Origin of the sequence: Shewanella acanthi (assembly GCF_019457475.1) — a bacterium.
GTDB lineage: Bacteria > Pseudomonadota > Gammaproteobacteria > Enterobacterales > Shewanellaceae > Shewanella > Shewanella acanthi.
The window spans coordinates 819,304-835,485 of record NZ_CP080413.1 but is presented as its reverse complement, the minus strand read 5'-3'; the positions used below and the strand labels follow the sequence as shown (position 1 = coordinate 835,485).

Here is a 16,182-nt window from a genome sequence, read left to right as displayed (position 1 = left end):
ATGATGAAAAAGCCCAGCTTGTATGGCTAGGGTGTATTTTAAGTTTGAGGGGGAAATTATTATTGTCTAATAAATTCAATTATATGACTTATCGCCAATACTAGATGAACGACAAGAAAACCGACAAAAATATCGGCAAATATTTGATGGTAAGCACGCCATTCTAGGGCAGCGGCTGACCCCTGATAGGCGAACCAAAACACACCACTCAGCCCCGTGGCAAGCAATAATAACATGCCGATACCTTCAATCGCACTGAACAGGCCCTTGCCACCCGCAACGGGCAATCGACCTTTAAAGAGCCCTTTTATATCCGCGCCTAGCTGCGACCAATCCCCCACTAGCCAAGCATAATATTGATGCCATTTACCTTGCAGGGTGTTACGCAGTAAAAACAACAGCGCAAGCGCTGCACAAACAAGCCCTAAATACACATGCAGATAATCCCAGGCTGAGGCCTGATTACGAAGGTTCTTACCGATTAAAATCCAAGGGCTAGTGCACACTAACAGCGTGCATGAAAGCACAATCAACAGATGTAACCGAGTCAGCAGTGCACTAAAAAACGTATTCAAGGCATATCCTTTTTATCGTTGTTAAAGTCTGTGATTAGGCCTGATGGATCCTCAGGCCAAAATCATTCACTTTTTGCCAGTCAGTATATTCCACATTGGTGGCCGCATCGGTCGGCCCCTTAGTTATCCACATGATAAATCGGATGATATTTCTATCAATGGTGTTATAACCTTGATAATTCAAGTTACCGCCAAACACTTGTAACAGTTGTGGACGCCAGGTCGTTTTTGTCAAAAATGCCTGCATATAGGGGTTGGTTTCGGGGGTGTTTTTTTCCGGTTTACGGGCAACTAAGCTCACCGAAAAAAAACCATTCACCTTCTCGGTCAATTGCTTTTCATGCTGCTGAATAAACTCATAGAGTGCAGGATTGTGCTTACCATGGCGAATGCTGGCACCAATAATGATCTTATCGAAAGAATCCAGTGCCGGCGCAGACTTTATATCGGCAATCACCACCGAGTTTCCGAGGTCTTTAAGCTGCCCAGCCAATTGATTAGTGATCTTGCGTGTTTGTCCATGCACAGTAGAAAAGATGATCAGAATGTTTTTCACATCAGCCTCGTTTATCTTAAAAAACCAGAAAAGCGGCCAAATCCTTCATCTACGGCGGCTTTAATTCACTAAGCTTTGCATTTCCCCAATTAACATTCGGCAATGTAACGAGGATTGAGCAGTCAATCTCTGATGCAAAAGCTTACTGCCTAATACGATATTGAATACTAGGTGATTTACTCTGCAAATTACATGAAATAGATCACGGGCTTAGGCATAGATAACACGTAATAGATGGTAATTCTAACTTGCTCACAAAAACATTAGCGCTTGCTAAATTCATCACGCAAGCAGCCAAACTGTTAACTCCAACCTAAACTAGCTTAACGGGGATAAAAGCTTTAGCATCTATTTACTTATCGCCTGAGTACCCATTCAATGAAACACATTACCCCCACGCCCAAAGCACTGCTGCTTTGGATGACCTTTGTCATGTCACTGGTGTTTGCCGTGTGGCAAGCGCTGCTCAACAACTTTGTGATTGAAAAAGCGCAATTCACCGGTGCCGAAATCGGCATGCTGCAAAGTCTGCGCGAGATCCCTGGTTTCTTAGCCTTTACCGCCATTTTTGTTCTACTGCTTATTCGTGAACAGGCCTTTGCGCTACTGTCATTGGCGCTACTTTGTATCGGCGTGGCCATTACCGGATTATTCCCAGAGGTTCTGGGGCTTTATCTGACAACGGTCTTAATGTCGGTAGGATTCCATTACTTTGAGACCATAAACCAATCACTTACCCTACAATGGGTCGACAAAAAAGAAACCGCAGGCTTTATGGGTAAAGCGCTGGCCTGGCGCTCTGCTGCAGCCTTAGTCGGCTACGGTAGTATCTGGCTAGTGATGACTTGGCTTAAATTAGATTACTGGCAAATGTATCTTATTATTGGGATTTTAGGCCTCGTGATGGTGCTGAGTATGAGTCTCTATTACCCCACATTTGAAACCCACGAAGTGCAGCATAAGAAAGTCATTTTACGAAAACGCTATTGGCTGTATTACATGCTGACTTTCTTTTCCGGCGCTCGCAGACAAATCTTTATGGTGTTCGCGGGCTTTATGATGGTTGAAAAATTTGGCTACAGCGTCAGTGAAATCACCGTCCTTTTCCTGATTAACTATGTTGTGAATCTGCTATTCGCACCCGCCATTGGCCGCTTTATTGGTCGCATTGGCGAGCGTAACGCCTTGATCGTGGAATATATTGGTTTGATTGGCATTTTCGTCAGTTACGCTATGGTCGAGCAAGCCCATATGGCGGCAGCGCTCTATGTCATCGACCACCTGTTATTTGCGATGGCGATTGCCATGAAAACCTATTTTCAGAAGATTGCCGACAGTAAAGATATCGCTGCGACTATGTCGGTTAGCTTTACCATCAATCATATCGCCGCGGTGGTTATTCCCGCCCTGCTTGGTTTACTTTGGCTATCAGATCCTGCGTTAGTGTTTTATATCGGCGCAGGTTTTGCCGTTTGTTCATTGATTCTCGCCACCAATGTGCCGCGAAACCCGCAGCCGGGTAATGAATTCCAATGGATAGGGTTGATTAAGCCGTTAGCGTCGCCAAAACTCGATAGCTAATTATCCGCCATAACAAGGCCCAAGAATAAAACCTAGGTCTTAGTTCGGCCGCGAGCGTTAGCTGGTTGTCATGTATTAAGGCAGAGAAGATGAAAGATTCGGATATTTTAATCTTGGCAGATAATTCTGGCACCTCGGATGCTTCCGCCCGCCGCAAGGCCCTATTACTTGGTCGACAGCTGGGGCTTAGGAGTGATAACACCTTTCAAGCGGTGAGTGCCACTATTACAGAGCGAGCTGCACAGCGTGCTCGCCTTACTACGCACCGTTATCAAGCGAATATCGAAACCATTTTTGCCCTCGCCCTCAAATACACCCCATCGGATGTGACGGGGGTTGAACTTGATCCCGACTGGAGCCATCAGTTCTTCCTGATGGCGGAGCAAATCCATAACCGTAAGATGCAGGATCTTTGGGCGCGAATCTTGGCAAGTGAAATTGTTAATCCGGGTAATTTCAGCCTGCGCACCCTAGCGCTGTTAAAACAACTAACCCATAGGGAAGCGCAGATCCTAGAAAAAGCCCTAGGTATGTCTGCAAAGGTTAATAACGAGCAGCGCCTAAAGCTGATTAATGGCTATAAATACTCGGGCGGGATAGGCAAATACTTTCGAAAACAGAATGACATCACGCTTGGGTTGTCACAGTTCGGCCTGCCCTATTCGAGCATTTTGACCTTAGTGGATGCGGGCATTCTCCACAGCAGCGAGTTTGAAACAGGGCTACTTAACAGTAAAACGCCCATTCACTTAGCCATGCCCGGAATACAAATGAAGCTCACCCCAAAGAGCGGAAATCTGCTGTTTAGCTATTACCGTTTAACCCCTGTGGGTGATGAGTTGGCGCAGTTAGTCTTGCCTAAACAGGATGAGGAGTACCTTGAAGCACTCAAGGTACTGTTTACAAAAGATTTTAAAATTGACTAACGCCTAAATTGAATATCGTATCGATTGGTTCAGCCAATCGCTTGGGCTTTATTGCTTGCGTTAAGGGTATTAATAATCCCAATGGCACTTAAATAATCCACCAACGCCGTGACTTGAGATGCCAAATCGCCCTTGCTGGTATCTATGGTCAGTTCAGCCGCGAGTGGTGCCTCATAGGGGGATGAAATCCCTGTAAAATTACTGATTTCGCCTTTTCTGGCCTTCACATACAATCCCTTAGGATCGCGCTGCTCACACACTTCAAGTGGTGTAGACACATGGATTTCAATAAATTGCCCTGCAGGGAAGCGTGCCCGAATCGAATCACGCTCTTCTCTGGTCGGTGAAATAAAGGCCGACAACACCACAAGCCCGGCATCGACCATCAGCTTTGCGACTTCCCCCACACGGCGCAGGTTCTCATCACGATCTTCTACGCTAAATCCCAGATCCTTACACAGTCCATGGCGCACATTGTCACCATCGAGCAAATAGGTGTGAAACCCTGCCTCGAACAGCGCATGCTCCAGCGCCCCCGCCAGAGTCGACTTCCCCGCACCGGAGAGCCCAGTAAACCAAAGTAAGACCGGTTGCTGCCCCTTCTGTTTGGCTCTCGCAGCCTGATCGACATGATGTTGATGCCACACGATATTACTCATATACAATCCTCAAAACCTTAAATCTCAGCACCTTAAACCAACAAGTGCGACTTCATGTAGGGAAAACAGATCATCAAAACGGAAAAAACACCGGCACCATTAAAATCACAATCAGCGAATAGAGCACAGATAACGGCAAACCTAAACGCACAAAGTCACTAAATCGGTAATTCCCCGCGTTATACACCATCAAATTGGTTTGATACCCATAGGGGGAAATAAAACTCGCGCTAGCCCCAAACACCACCGCCATAATAAAGGGGCGCGGATCGACACCATAATTAAGTGCAATGGCGTAGGCGATAGGGAACGCCAGCGCCGCGGCGGCATTGTTCGTCACTAACTCTGTGAGTAGCAAAGTCAGCAAATAGACACCGATAAAGGCTCCGAAAGCGCCAAAACCATTAATTGCACTAAGTACGCTTTGGGCTAAACCATCGGCCAGGCCTGTGCTCATCATCAAATTTGCCAGCCCTAACGCGCTGCCAACAATAACAACTAACTCGATGGGGAAACGTCGTTTAAGTTCAGACAGACTCACAGCGCCAATCGCAAAGTAACTTAGCAGTAATAACACCAAACCCTTAGCGAGCGGCAAGACACTTAACAGACTCAAACCTATCGTCGCCACAAAACCAAAGAGTACAAACTGGCTACGACGTTTATCTAAACGCACCGATAAATCGAGACCACTGATCGCGGCAAATTCATCACCTAAACGCTCATGATTACCAAAATGATCACCAGGAGTCAGCAACAACACATCGCCGGGCTGCAGAACGATATCCCCAAGCCCCCCCTTTAACGGGTGCTGACCGCGGCGAATCGCCATTACCGCCGCATCAAATTGCTCACGAAACTGGGTCGATTTTAAGGTCTTGCCCACTAAGGTCGATGAAGGGGCTAGCACGGCTTCAACAAGATTTTGTCCCTTTGCCTGATGCTTGCCGAACCAATCGAGGCCATCGAATTGATGCAATAGCTCCACCGACTCCACCGCACCACTAAAGCGCAGTACATCATTGGACTGCAACACCAGCTGCGGCGGCACAGGGCTAATTCGAATACCACTGCGCTCAAGTTCCACTAGATAGAGTTTTTTAAGTGCCCTTAATTTGTTCTCTACAACGCTTCGTCCTACTAAGGAGGAAGCACTGGCAACATGCGCCTCTAGCAGATAAGGCAAGCTTTCATCCGCCGATTCTTCACGCCTGTCGGGCAATGTTCTTGACAGTATCACCAGCAACAGCAAACAAGCGATCACAATAAACATGGCAACGGGCGTAAACTCAAAGAAGCCTAGTGGAGGTAATCCGGCGTTTTCGACAAAGGTGTTTACGATCAGATTGGTCGAAGTACCAATCAGGGTAAGAGTGCCGCCTAAAATTGCCGCATAGTTAAGTGGTAACAATAACTTAGCTGGCGCATGTGCCTGATTACGGCGAACAACGCCAATCAAGGATGCCACTACGGCGGTGTTATTAGTAAAAGACGATAACAACGCGGTAGAAATCCCCAGCTTGGCCATAGTGACCGAAAGCGAGCTGTGACCAATCACCTGACTCAACTTGCCAAGCAATGGGGTCTTCTCGAGCGCCGTCGCCGCCAACACGAGCAACACTAAGGTCACTAAGCCTGTATTGGTAAAACTGGTTAAAGCGGTGTCGAGCGCCACCATGCCGAGTAAATAACAAAGCAAAAAAGCGAACAAAAATAGCATGGCAGGGTTAATGCGGCCAGCAATCAACCCTGTGACAAGTCCAATTAACACCACTGCCAACAGCCATGCGTCGCTCACAAATTATGCTCCTAATTTAGAAATATCAATTGCTTGCCAATGTGGGAAGTGTTTACGCACTAGGGCATTAAACTCAATCTCAAAGGCGCTGAATTGACTGGCTGTTTGCTTGCTAACATGTTGGCCAGATACCACCATCACGGCGGCCACTGTCGCGTTGGATAAACGATCAATTAAGATCATCCCGCCGGTATCACGAACTAAAGAGTAAGCATCGAAGACGATATCTTCGGTGAGTTCAAGGGTGACGCGGGCGATTACATTTAAACCTAAGATTTCGGCTTGGCTGCGTTCGAGCGTGTTCACATCGACCACATATTCGATAGCACTAACCGAGGCTTGGGTCTTTTTACCCGCCACTTTAATATCGTATAACTGTCCTAGCTGCAGCGGCTTTTCATCCATCCACACGAGGTCGGCAACCACTTGGTTGGCAACCGCTGGTGCAGAATCTGGTTTTGCCAATAAATCACCGCGGGAGATATCGATTTCATCCTCTAGGGTGAGGGTAATCGCTTGACCCGCAACCGCTTGCTCAAGATCGCCATCGAAGGTCACGATGCGCTCGACCTTGCTGCGCTTACCCGAAGGTAATGCCACCAGCTCGTCACCCACTTTAACAATCCCAGATGCCAAGGTACCGGCGAAACCACGGAAATCGAGGTTTGGACGGGACACATATTGCACAGGGAAGCGCACGGGTAATGCGGTAAGTTCACGTTGGGTGTCGATAGTTTCGAGTAGCTCTAATAGCGTTCCACCTTGATACCAAGGCGTTTGCTGGCTGCGCTCAACGACGTTATCGCCATTGAGTGCTGAAAGCGGCACAAAGTGCACATCCAGATCGCCAAAGTTTTTTACAAACTCACTGAAATCACTACGAATACGATTGAATACTTGCTCATCGAAGCCGAGTAAATCCATCTTGTTCACCGCCACTACGAAGTGACGGATCCCGAGCAAAGAGGCAATAAAGGCATGGCGTTTAGTCTGGGTCTGCACACCATAGCGCGCATCTACTAGGATAACGGCCAAATCACAGGTCGAGGCACCGGTCGCCATATTGCGGGTGTACTGCTCATGCCCTGGGGTATCGGCAATGATGAATTTACGCTTATCACTTGAAAAATAACGGTAAGCCACATCAATGGTTATGCCCTGCTCGCGCTCGGCCTGTAGCCCGTCAACCAATAAGGCTAAGTCAATGGCTTCACCCGTGGTGCCCATCTTGGCACTATCATTCTTTAGGCTTGCCAGCTGATCTTCATAGATTTGGGCGCTGTCATGCAGTAAACGACCGATTAAGGTGCTCTTACCGTCGTCGACACTGCCGCAGGTTAGAAAGCGTAATAGCCCCTTATGTTGCTGCTGGGCAAGGTATTCTTTCACGCCGTGCAGGCTGATTTCAGCCGCCATGCGATTGTTTTTATTGACCGCTTTATCCATCTTAATCTCACTCTTAATCTTGCTTGGCTGAATGCGTTAGGCCAAACACATCCGCGAAAATTGGGTTAGCTCTGGGCGAATTAGAAATAGCCTTGGCGTTTTTTCAGCTCCATCGAGGCACTCTGATCCGAGTCAATCAAACGCCCCTGACGTTCACTGGAGCGGGTTAACAGCATTTCTTCGATAATCTTTTCGAGATCATCCGCTTGCGAATGCATTGCCGCGGTCAATGGATAGCAGCCTAAGGTTCTAAAACGCACCACTTCTTGTTTGATCTGCTCACCCTCTAGCAACTGCATACGCTCATCATCGGCCATGATCAATTGGCCACTGCGCTCAACCACCGGGCGTTTTGCCGCAAAATACAAGGGGACTAACTCAATGTTTTCTTGATAGATATATTGCCAAATATCGAGTTCGGTCCAATTTGACAGCGGGAATACTCGGATACTCTCACCCTTGTTTACCGCGCCATTGTAGGTGCGCCATAACTCTGGACGTTGATTCTTAGGATCCCATCTGTGGTGACGGTCGCGGAAGGAATAGACCCTTTCCTTAGATCGGGACTTTTCCTCATCACGGCGCGCGCCGCCAAATGCCGCATCGAAACCATACTGGTTAAGTGCCTGCTTTAAGGCTTGGGTCTTCATGATATCGGTGTGTTTTGCACTGCCATGCTCGAAGGGATTAATGCCCTGTGCAACGCCTTCGGGATTGGTGTGGGTCAGCAGTTCAAAGCCAAATTTTTTCGCCTGGGCATCGCGAAAGGCGATCATTTCTTTAAACTTCCAACCCGTATCGACGTGCAGCAACGGAAATGGGATTTTGCCGGGATAAAAGGCTTTACGTGCAAGGTGCAGCATCACGGAGGAATCTTTTCCAATGGAATACAACATCACTGGATTATCAAATTCAGCAGCGACTTCACGAATGATCTGAATACTTTCCGCTTCAAGCTGTTGTAAGTGGCTTAACATACTTATTTTGCTCAAATCACGCTCGGCCATACACTTCTCCGTTTACCTTTAAAAACTGCCATTGGGCAGGATTAACTCTGTTCAATTGCTTTTTGCTTGCCGCAGCTCGCTGCGCAAGTGTGGGTTGAATACCGACTAGAGTCTTGACGCTAACAGCGCATCGACAGTGCCAGCTTCATATTGCGCTGGATTAAACCAATTTAAGCTGTGTGCCAGCTCAACCACCTCACCAATAATCATCAGTGCAGGCATTTGTAACTCAGGATTGGCCGCAAGCTGCTCAAGCTCCCCTAAGCGGCCAATGAATCGTTGCTGCTCACGGGTGGTCGCCTTAGAGACAATGGCAACAGGCGTATTAGGATGACGCCCGGCACCAATCAGACCTTGACTGATAATGCCCGCATTCAAAATGCCCATATACACAACTAAGGTGTTGTTTGAATTAGCATAAGCTTGCCAATCCATGGGGCGACTCTCGAGCTGACAATGACCAGTGATAAAGGTCACGCCCTGGGCATAATCCCTGTGGGTTAGCGGGATACCGGCATAGGCAGATGTACCGCTGGCGGCAGTGATACCCGGTACCACTTCAAATTCAACACCCGCTTCAACTAAGGTTTGTAGCTCTTCACCGCCACGACCGAAAATAAAGGGATCGCCACCCTTTAAGCGGACGACATTTTTACGAGTAAAAGCTTTGGTGACTAACAGCTGATTAATTTCATCTTGGGCGGCACTGTGTTTACCCGCTCGTTTGCCGACGGCAATTTTCTCAGCGTCCTTGGGGATGAGATTTAAGATGTCCTGACTGACAAGGGCGTCAAAGAGCACCACATCAGCGGATTTAAGAATGCGCCATGCCTTGAGCGTGAGTAGCTCTACATCGCCAGGGCCTGCGCCAACCAGCCACACTTTGCCCTTCGCCGACTGGCCCGGTAAAGATAACACTTCCATCACATTCCCCAAATCACCTTAATGGTTAGCAATATAGCCCCTGTGATATTCCATAATAAATATAAAATAATTAGTTTTTATACCCAAAAGATATATGAGGCAGTTGTGAAATGCATGCGCGGCTAAAGGTCACCAAGCACAGAAGTAAATAACGCAGCGAGAATGCTTTAATAGCATGAATATAAAGAATTTATACTTGTTAACTCGAGATTATTTATCCGTCAAAATTAGCCATGTATCAACAATCCCAGTGCTAACTTATCGCTAAAAATTATACCGGTAATCGACTTTGGCTTGTGAGCCGTCCTTCGCTAAGGTTATGTTGCGTAAAGATATGGCGTAATAGGATTCAATTCAGGTTACATTTTGACACAGTAAAGTAGGATGCAAAGGCCAATAAAGACATCAAGGAGCATTAATGTCGAAAAGTTTTCAATTCATTGGATTACTTGGATTATTCACCTGTACAGCTTTACAAGCCGAAGAATCACTGATCAAAGATAGAGTAAAGGATGAACTGGCTACCTCCGAGCGGCCCTTTGTGATTACTCCCCATAGGGTAAATTATTTACTTCCGGTCACTTATAACCCCGATCCGAATATGGAGCCCTTTGCTCAAGAGTCCAGCGACGACAATTACAACCTTAAGGACATGGAGGCCAAGTTCCAGATAAGCTTTAAATTTCCGCTCTGGTACAACGTATTTGGCGATAATGGCCACCTGTTTTTTGCCTACACCAACCAATCCTACTGGCAGGTTTATAACAAAGAAATTTCGTCTCCTTTTAGGGAAACCAACCACGAACCCGAAATCTTTATGCTGTTTAACAATGATTGGAAAATCGGTAGTGTGACTAACTCCTTTTGGGGGTTTGGCGCCGTCCATCAATCCAATGGTAAATCTGGGCTATTGTCCCGCAGTTGGAATCGGCTCTACGGTACACTCATTTTTGACGCAGGACCGCTGGCCTTCTCCACTAAGTTATGGTGGCGTATCCCAGAGGATACCAAGACCGATATCCACCAGCCCCGTGGCGACGATAATCCCGACATAGATGAATATATTGGCAGGGCTGAGTTTGTTGGTGTCTATGGTCTTGATGAACATAGATTTACCCTGACGCTAAAGTCCAACTTAAAAGACATAGATAGGGGATCGGCCGAAATCACTTGGAGTTACCCCATCATTGGCAACCTTAGGGTGTATACCCAATATTTTAATGGTTACGGTGAGAGCCTTATTGACTACAACTACCATGGCCAACGCATCGGCATCGGAGTTTCCCTCAATGATATTCTCTAATAACAACAGTATATTAGATTAGGCAAATACCTAGCCTAAGTGTTTAGTCTAGGCTCCTTAATGCAGGTGAATGAGAGCCTGCTTAAGGGACTTTATCGCGCTTAGGTAAAACACGCTATTCAATCTAGAAATCCCTTTTTAATTAGACACTCAGTGCGACTGCTGGTGATGTCTGCAAATTTTATAAACATTTCAAACGTGACAAAGTACAAAAATTAGCCTAAATACTTTACGCCAACGTCACAAACGGGTGATAAATTGCTTTAAGGGAAAAGCGTAACGGTCATGGAATGTCGATTTTGATTGCAAAACTAGGTTTTCACACTAGTAGTTGCACATCATTTTTGCCATTAATATGTTAAAAATCATGGAGGAACATGAAGTTTAGCTATCGAGCTATCGTCAGGATTCTGAGCATCATCATAGGCGCGAGCCTGCTAAAACTCGCGTTTATCGCAACGCCAGAAAATCATCCTAACGAATTATCTACCCAAGATATTCGACAGGATCTTTATGTGCTACTCCAGCAACTCGAGCAGCATTCGGCCTTTTACGCCCTCGATAGCCAACATAGCACCAAGCAATTAAATCACTTAGCTGGACTCATTAGCGAACAATATCAAGACAGTACCCCCAAGGAACGCTTTGCCGCCGAGCTTACAAAATTACTCAATAGCATCAAAGATCCTGGAAGCCTTGTCAGTAATTTCAAGGATGAAAGTACTGAAATCCCCTTCATATTACGCCCCTTAAATGCCCAATGGCTTGCCTTGGATAAAAATAACTCTCCCCTTAGTGCAGAGTTTCCCTTTATCACCCATATCGACGGGATCCCCTTGAATAAATGGATAAGCACTAGCCAAACCTACTTATCTGAACCCGCAAAAGAGAGCCAAGAAATGCAAGCTGTTTGGCTCAGAAAACTCAATCTATTACGCGAAGATCTAGGATTAAGCATCAAGCCCTATGTGCTGCTGACCCTCAGTAACGATGATCTGCAAACTACTCAGATGACCATGGCTTTGGCCCATAAAGCCCCTTCTATGCCCAAGGATGAACCAGAGGAAATAGACATAAGCTTCAATCATCTAATGAAGAAGCTCAATACCTTGGCTCCCGTTAAAAACCACTTATCAGGCAATGGATTGGAAACTATAAATAGGGATACGGTGATGCTAAAAATTGATGATTTGTATGGGTTTGAACTCAATAAAAACCTACAGCAAACACTACTACAAGGTATGACCTATCCGCTGTTGATCATCGATTTGCGTGAAGCAAAAGGTTTTAGTCCCCGATTACTGACTTTGCTGTCACGCTATCAAGATATCCAGCCCGCAGAAAATACAGGGCTCAGCCCCTGGGCTGAGATCATGGGCTTTGCCCGTTATCGACGCTCCACTGAATTTAGAAATGACTATCTACAACCCTTAAACTTTCGCCCCTTAGATGCCCTTAAACTATCATCCCTTAGGCGACAACAACTCACCAATACACTGCCGGAGGGCGATAATCGGTCATTCAGTCCCTGGTATGTTCGTACTAAACCCGATGTTGCCCCTGAAGGAACGAACCGCTTGGCAATACTGGTCAGCGCACAATGTCGCCAGGAATGTGAATGGATTGCCTACCGAACTAAGAACTGGTCTAGGGTCAATTTAATTGGTGAGAAAACCTCAGGAGACTTCGCCAGACAATATCACCTAACACTTCCCAACAGCGGTTTAGAGGTGCTTTTTAGCAGTACCCTTACCTACGATGCCAAGGGCAATCTTCTTTCAGGTAAAGGCACAGAGCCAGATATTTATCTTCCACAAAACAGCGACATAGAATGGCAAGGATTAGTCAGTTTAGTTAAAACCGCAGCGCCAAAACCGATTCAACCTAGGGTTCAGCCCAAATTTGCCTTTGTCGATTAAGTTATTGATATATGTCAATGAGCGAAGTTTGACACGCTAAAGCAAAAAGCTTGAAGTAAAAGACTTAACGTAAAAATCCTGCAAATAGCAGGCTTTTTACGTGACTGTTGATTGATAGTTTTATTGCTCAGTCGCTTTAATATTCATTAAAGAATCAAACACTAAGCCTTTATCATTCACATCAAATCCAAACTGAATACGCATATTGTAGTTTTTTAGCATCTGCATTTCTGGCGGCACTGGCTCGCCACTCAACTCTAGCAACGTCACCATTGGAGTAAACATTTTGCCGTAGTCAGCCGTCAGACCGAAAAGCCCATTGGCCGTAAGTTGTTCCTTGGCCAAATTGTTTGCATGGGCAAGGCCCTTCTCACCCGAATACACCACTAAATGTTGCCCTTTAATTGCCAACATGGGCTTGATGTTAAACTCTGGCGGCAACATTAGCAGCGCCGAAAGATCCGTTGGCTCACCATTATCGGCTAACTGCACATCGGCAAGCATAGGCACAAAGGGTTTAGCCATATTGAATAACATCGAAGGATTTTCAGCACTTAAGCTAACTAACGCATCTAAAGATGCCAGTGCTGGTTCTTTATCTTCTGCACTCATCTGATAATCGAACAGGGAAACACTCATCCCCTTCACACCATTGGCCATGCTAGTAAACATACCGAGCATTGCAGGGCTCTGCTGGCTTAACTCAGCTTGAATTTCTGCCAGTGGCGCACAGGTAAATTGCGGTTTTTGCAAATCATCCCAAATTGAGGCTAATGACGGCGCCAGCTCATTCATATCTAGGCCAACGCCCATGGAGAAAATTGAGCTATTGATATCGGTCAGATGGGCAGGAATAAAGCCTCGCATTTTTTGCAGTGCAGTTAAAATCGGCTGATTTTTCGATTCAATAACAAACTTGCCCTCCACATGACTTTCTTTACCCGTGGCGGACATCACAGTTAACCCCGCGACTGTGCGCGGCCAGTTTGCCGCTATCGCGTTAAATTCGTTGCGACACTCTTCAGTGCGGATTGGCGCCAGCGGATCTTCGCCAAAGTTTTCCGCCATCAGAAACTTTGTGAGTTGCTTCGACAGCATATTGCCATCGGCAGATGTTATGGCCTTGACGATTTCCACATGATTAATAAAGCTGATGCTGTCCTCGGTAAAACCATGGGTTTGGATAATATCTTCTACCATGCCAGAGGCGGCTAGCGAATGCTCTGCTTTCTTAAGCCCAAATGCCAACTCCAATAGCTCGGGCTCAGTCGCCTTAGTCGACAAAGTTACCGTCAGCACTCCATCCTTATAGGCAAAAAGCAGTTCCAGTTTTTCATCGGAATCGGCATCTGATAAGCGATACGCACGGTAATCTAAACCTGCAAGCTGACGCATTTCATGGCTCAGACCGCTGTCTTTTTCCGCCTTATCTAAAACAGCCCAAAAGGCCGTAATTTGGGCAACATCCACTTTCACAACGGGTAAGGCACCTAAGGTGTAGAAATAAGTTTGGATTTCATCAGCAAGACCAAAGCTTGTTAAAAGCGCGGCCGGTTTCTTCATTCCCTCTAGGTATTGTTGATAAAAACTCACAAAAAACTTCACCGCAGGACTATCCACAGATTGCAATTCAGCAAGCGTCTCTGCGGGTAATTGTTGATATTGAGCCGAAGCTGACTGCAAATAGTTTTTTAAAGGGAATGGCTTTAATTGCCCTGAAAATACCACTGTATCGGCTGGAATATACTCAAGGGCAGGATTGGTTGACATCCCTGCAAATTGTCCCTGCTGACTGTACCAATAAGTTCCAGCACCCGCAGCAACGACTGCGGCGGCAATTAACAGCTTTTTCATCTAAAACTCCATTTAAACATCATCAGCTCCAGCCAGTATCTGGAGTCTAATCAAAAGTGAATATCAACGCTTAGCCCCTAAGATGTTAAAGGCGACTAAAAAATTTGGGTACCAATCTACCTAGGGATGTCGCAAACGGCAGTGCAAATTAGCTTAATAAACTAACACTTAATTAGCGTACTTGAGAATAATAGTAGAAGATAAACAATGGTTTATAAACTTAATTATTTAGCCTTTGTTATCCCTTACTGACGTGTAATCAATCGGCCGCATGCACACGATTTAAGGTTACTTGACCAAGTTGATTCATCTGCTTGCGGATCCAAGCAGAACGCTGGCTGACATAACGACTCGGCGGAGCAATTTTGTAGGTCCAAGGGTTGGGCAATATGGCCGCAAGTAAGGAAGCCTCATAGCTAGTCAGTTTTGCTGCGGGTTTACCAAAATAATGTTTTGCAGCTGCCTCAGCCCCATAAATCCCAGGACCAAATTCCACAATATTCAGATACACCTCAAGAATTCGGGACTTATCCCAAACCAGTTCCATCAAGAGGGTAAACCATGCTTCAATGCCCTTTCGAATAAAGCTTCGACTCGACCACATAAACAAATTTTTAGCGGTTTGCTGACTTAAGGTACTGGCACCACGCACCTTGTTTCCTTTCTGGTTATATTCCAGCGCATTCGTTATCGCCTCAAGATCAAAGCCACTGTGATTAGCAAACTTTTGATCTTCAGCCGCAATCACCGCAAGTTGCATCTGAGGGGAAATGTTGGCTAATGGTTGCCATTGATGTTTGACCTGCGAAATAGGAGCAGGAGGGAACAGCGCCCGCTCAATGCGCCATGTCCAAATGGGGGGATCAACAAAACGCAGTAATACAACCATGGCTATTGAACTTAGCCACAGTAACAGCACTAATTTAAACACCCAGACAAAAATTCGTCTTATCATCGTTTTTTGGGGCTTCTTTGGTGGCTCACTACGCAAGGGATTTGCAAAATCACGGGAGGCATACATAGGGGGGGTCATTCTATCGTCCTTTGAACAGTTCCTGCAGCCCTGCGTCCTACATGATTTTTCTCCCAAACCTGTGAAAACTAGGTCTCTCAAGTAAAGATAATACACAGCAGCTGTGCCTATATTGGCATAACTTACGCCATTCTCCGAGATTGATGCATGTAAATTGGCTGCAATGTGCTCAGAAAATTGTGAATATTCAATGAAGAGAATGAAATGTGACTCATAAGGCTCAACCTCGGCAGCTTTAACATCAGCTGACCGAGGTGATTTGGAGAGATTAACGAGGGCTAGCAAGTCAATCAAACTGCTTCTACTCGCATAGGCGAGTCAGGTTTTTTTGAGATTTCAGCTGCTTTAGGTTTCGTTCTATCGCTACACAGCAAACTCAGCCCGTCAATAGCGATATACCACAACTCCACTTGGTAATCGTCTGTATGGATAACGACTACACAGCGCACTCCCACAAAACCATCTACGGGAACTTTGAAATATAACTTATAAATCTCTAATGTGCATAACTCTGTTAGTAAAAATGTACAAAATATTTTGCCCTACCACAAAACTTAGCCTCAACCAGTTGTATTAAATGTGTTTTTCAAAAATTAAACGT

The 16,182-nt window shown here is 46.0% G+C and carries 13 protein-coding genes; 4 read left to right on the top strand and 9 right to left on the bottom strand.

Going from position 1 to position 16,182, the window contains the following annotated elements; genetic code table 11:
• Positions 1 to 59 precede the first annotated feature (59 nt).
• Positions 60 to 575 carry a cytochrome b/b6 domain-containing protein gene (locus K0H61_RS03675; RefSeq protein WP_220051416.1) on the bottom strand — a complete coding sequence of 172 codons (516 nt, stop codon included), beginning with the start codon at positions 573 to 575 and terminating at the stop codon, positions 60 to 62.
• A gap of 34 nt (positions 576 to 609) precedes the next feature.
• Entirely contained in the window at positions 610 to 1,131 is a 522-nt protein-coding gene (gene hemG, locus K0H61_RS03670) for a menaquinone-dependent protoporphyrinogen IX dehydrogenase (RefSeq protein WP_220051415.1), read from the bottom strand.
• A gap of 378 nt (positions 1,132 to 1,509) precedes the next feature.
• Here hemG and K0H61_RS03665 point away from each other — a divergent pair, with 378 nt between their 5' ends.
• Together K0H61_RS03665 and K0H61_RS03660 are read left to right on the top strand one after the other, a co-directional pair.
• Positions 1,510 to 2,712 carry an MFS transporter gene (locus K0H61_RS03665; RefSeq protein WP_220051414.1) on the top strand — a complete coding sequence of 401 codons (1,203 nt, stop codon included), beginning with the start codon at positions 1,510 to 1,512 and terminating at the stop codon, positions 2,710 to 2,712.
• Between the two features lie 89 nt (positions 2,713 to 2,801).
• Entirely contained in the window at positions 2,802 to 3,638 is an 837-nt protein-coding gene (locus tag K0H61_RS03660; protein ID WP_220051413.1) for a TIGR03899 family protein, read from the top strand.
• 29 nt (positions 3,639 to 3,667) lie between these two features.
• Here the strand turns inward: K0H61_RS03660 and cysC are convergent, their stop codons facing one another.
• The 5 genes from cysC to cobA form a co-directional block, all read right to left on the bottom strand.
• Positions 3,668 to 4,297, bottom strand: coding sequence for an adenylyl-sulfate kinase (gene cysC / locus K0H61_RS03655; protein ID WP_220051412.1), 630 nt, complete (start codon positions 4,295 to 4,297; stop codon positions 3,668 to 3,670).
• A 73-nt stretch (positions 4,298 to 4,370) separates the two neighbouring features.
• Complete coding sequence (locus tag K0H61_RS03650; RefSeq protein WP_220051411.1) at positions 4,371 to 6,095, bottom strand: SLC13 family permease; 1,725 nt, start codon at positions 6,093 to 6,095, stop codon at positions 4,371 to 4,373.
• A gap of 3 nt (positions 6,096 to 6,098) precedes the next feature.
• Positions 6,099 to 7,541 (bottom strand): sulfate adenylyltransferase subunit CysN, encoded by a 1,443-nt coding sequence (gene cysN / locus K0H61_RS03645; protein ID WP_220051410.1) that lies wholly within the window; start codon positions 7,539 to 7,541, stop codon positions 6,099 to 6,101.
• Positions 7,542 to 7,621: 80 nt separating this feature from the next.
• Positions 7,622 to 8,548 (bottom strand): sulfate adenylyltransferase subunit CysD, encoded by a 927-nt coding sequence (gene cysD / locus K0H61_RS03640; protein WP_220051409.1) that lies wholly within the window; start codon positions 8,546 to 8,548, stop codon positions 7,622 to 7,624.
• 105 nt (positions 8,549 to 8,653) lie between these two features.
• Positions 8,654 to 9,472 carry a uroporphyrinogen-III C-methyltransferase gene (cobA, locus tag K0H61_RS03635; RefSeq protein WP_220051408.1) on the bottom strand — a complete coding sequence of 273 codons (819 nt, stop codon included), beginning with the start codon at positions 9,470 to 9,472 and terminating at the stop codon, positions 8,654 to 8,656.
• A 418-nt stretch (positions 9,473 to 9,890) separates the two neighbouring features.
• On the opposite strand from cobA, the gene K0H61_RS03630 reads away from it, so the two are divergent.
• Both K0H61_RS03630 and K0H61_RS03625 read left to right on the top strand, forming a co-directional pair.
• Positions 9,891 to 10,775 carry a phospholipase A gene (locus K0H61_RS03630; RefSeq protein WP_220051407.1) on the top strand — a complete coding sequence of 295 codons (885 nt, stop codon included), beginning with the start codon at positions 9,891 to 9,893 and terminating at the stop codon, positions 10,773 to 10,775.
• Positions 10,776 to 11,152: 377 nt separating this feature from the next.
• Positions 11,153 to 12,694 carry a S41 family peptidase gene (locus K0H61_RS03625; RefSeq protein WP_220051406.1) on the top strand — a complete coding sequence of 514 codons (1,542 nt, stop codon included), beginning with the start codon at positions 11,153 to 11,155 and terminating at the stop codon, positions 12,692 to 12,694.
• Positions 12,695 to 12,814: 120 nt separating this feature from the next.
• Here K0H61_RS03625 and K0H61_RS03620 read toward each other — a convergent pair whose 3' ends face one another.
• Positions 12,815 to 14,548, bottom strand: a complete 1,734-nt coding sequence (locus K0H61_RS03620) for a hypothetical protein (protein ID WP_220051405.1) — start codon at positions 14,546 to 14,548, stop codon at positions 12,815 to 12,817.
• Positions 14,549 to 14,807: 259 nt separating this feature from the next.
• Positions 14,808 to 15,581, bottom strand: a complete 774-nt coding sequence (gene mtgA, locus K0H61_RS03615; RefSeq protein WP_220051404.1) for a monofunctional biosynthetic peptidoglycan transglycosylase — start codon at positions 15,579 to 15,581, stop codon at positions 14,808 to 14,810.
• Between the last annotated feature and the right edge of the window lie 601 nt (positions 15,582 to 16,182).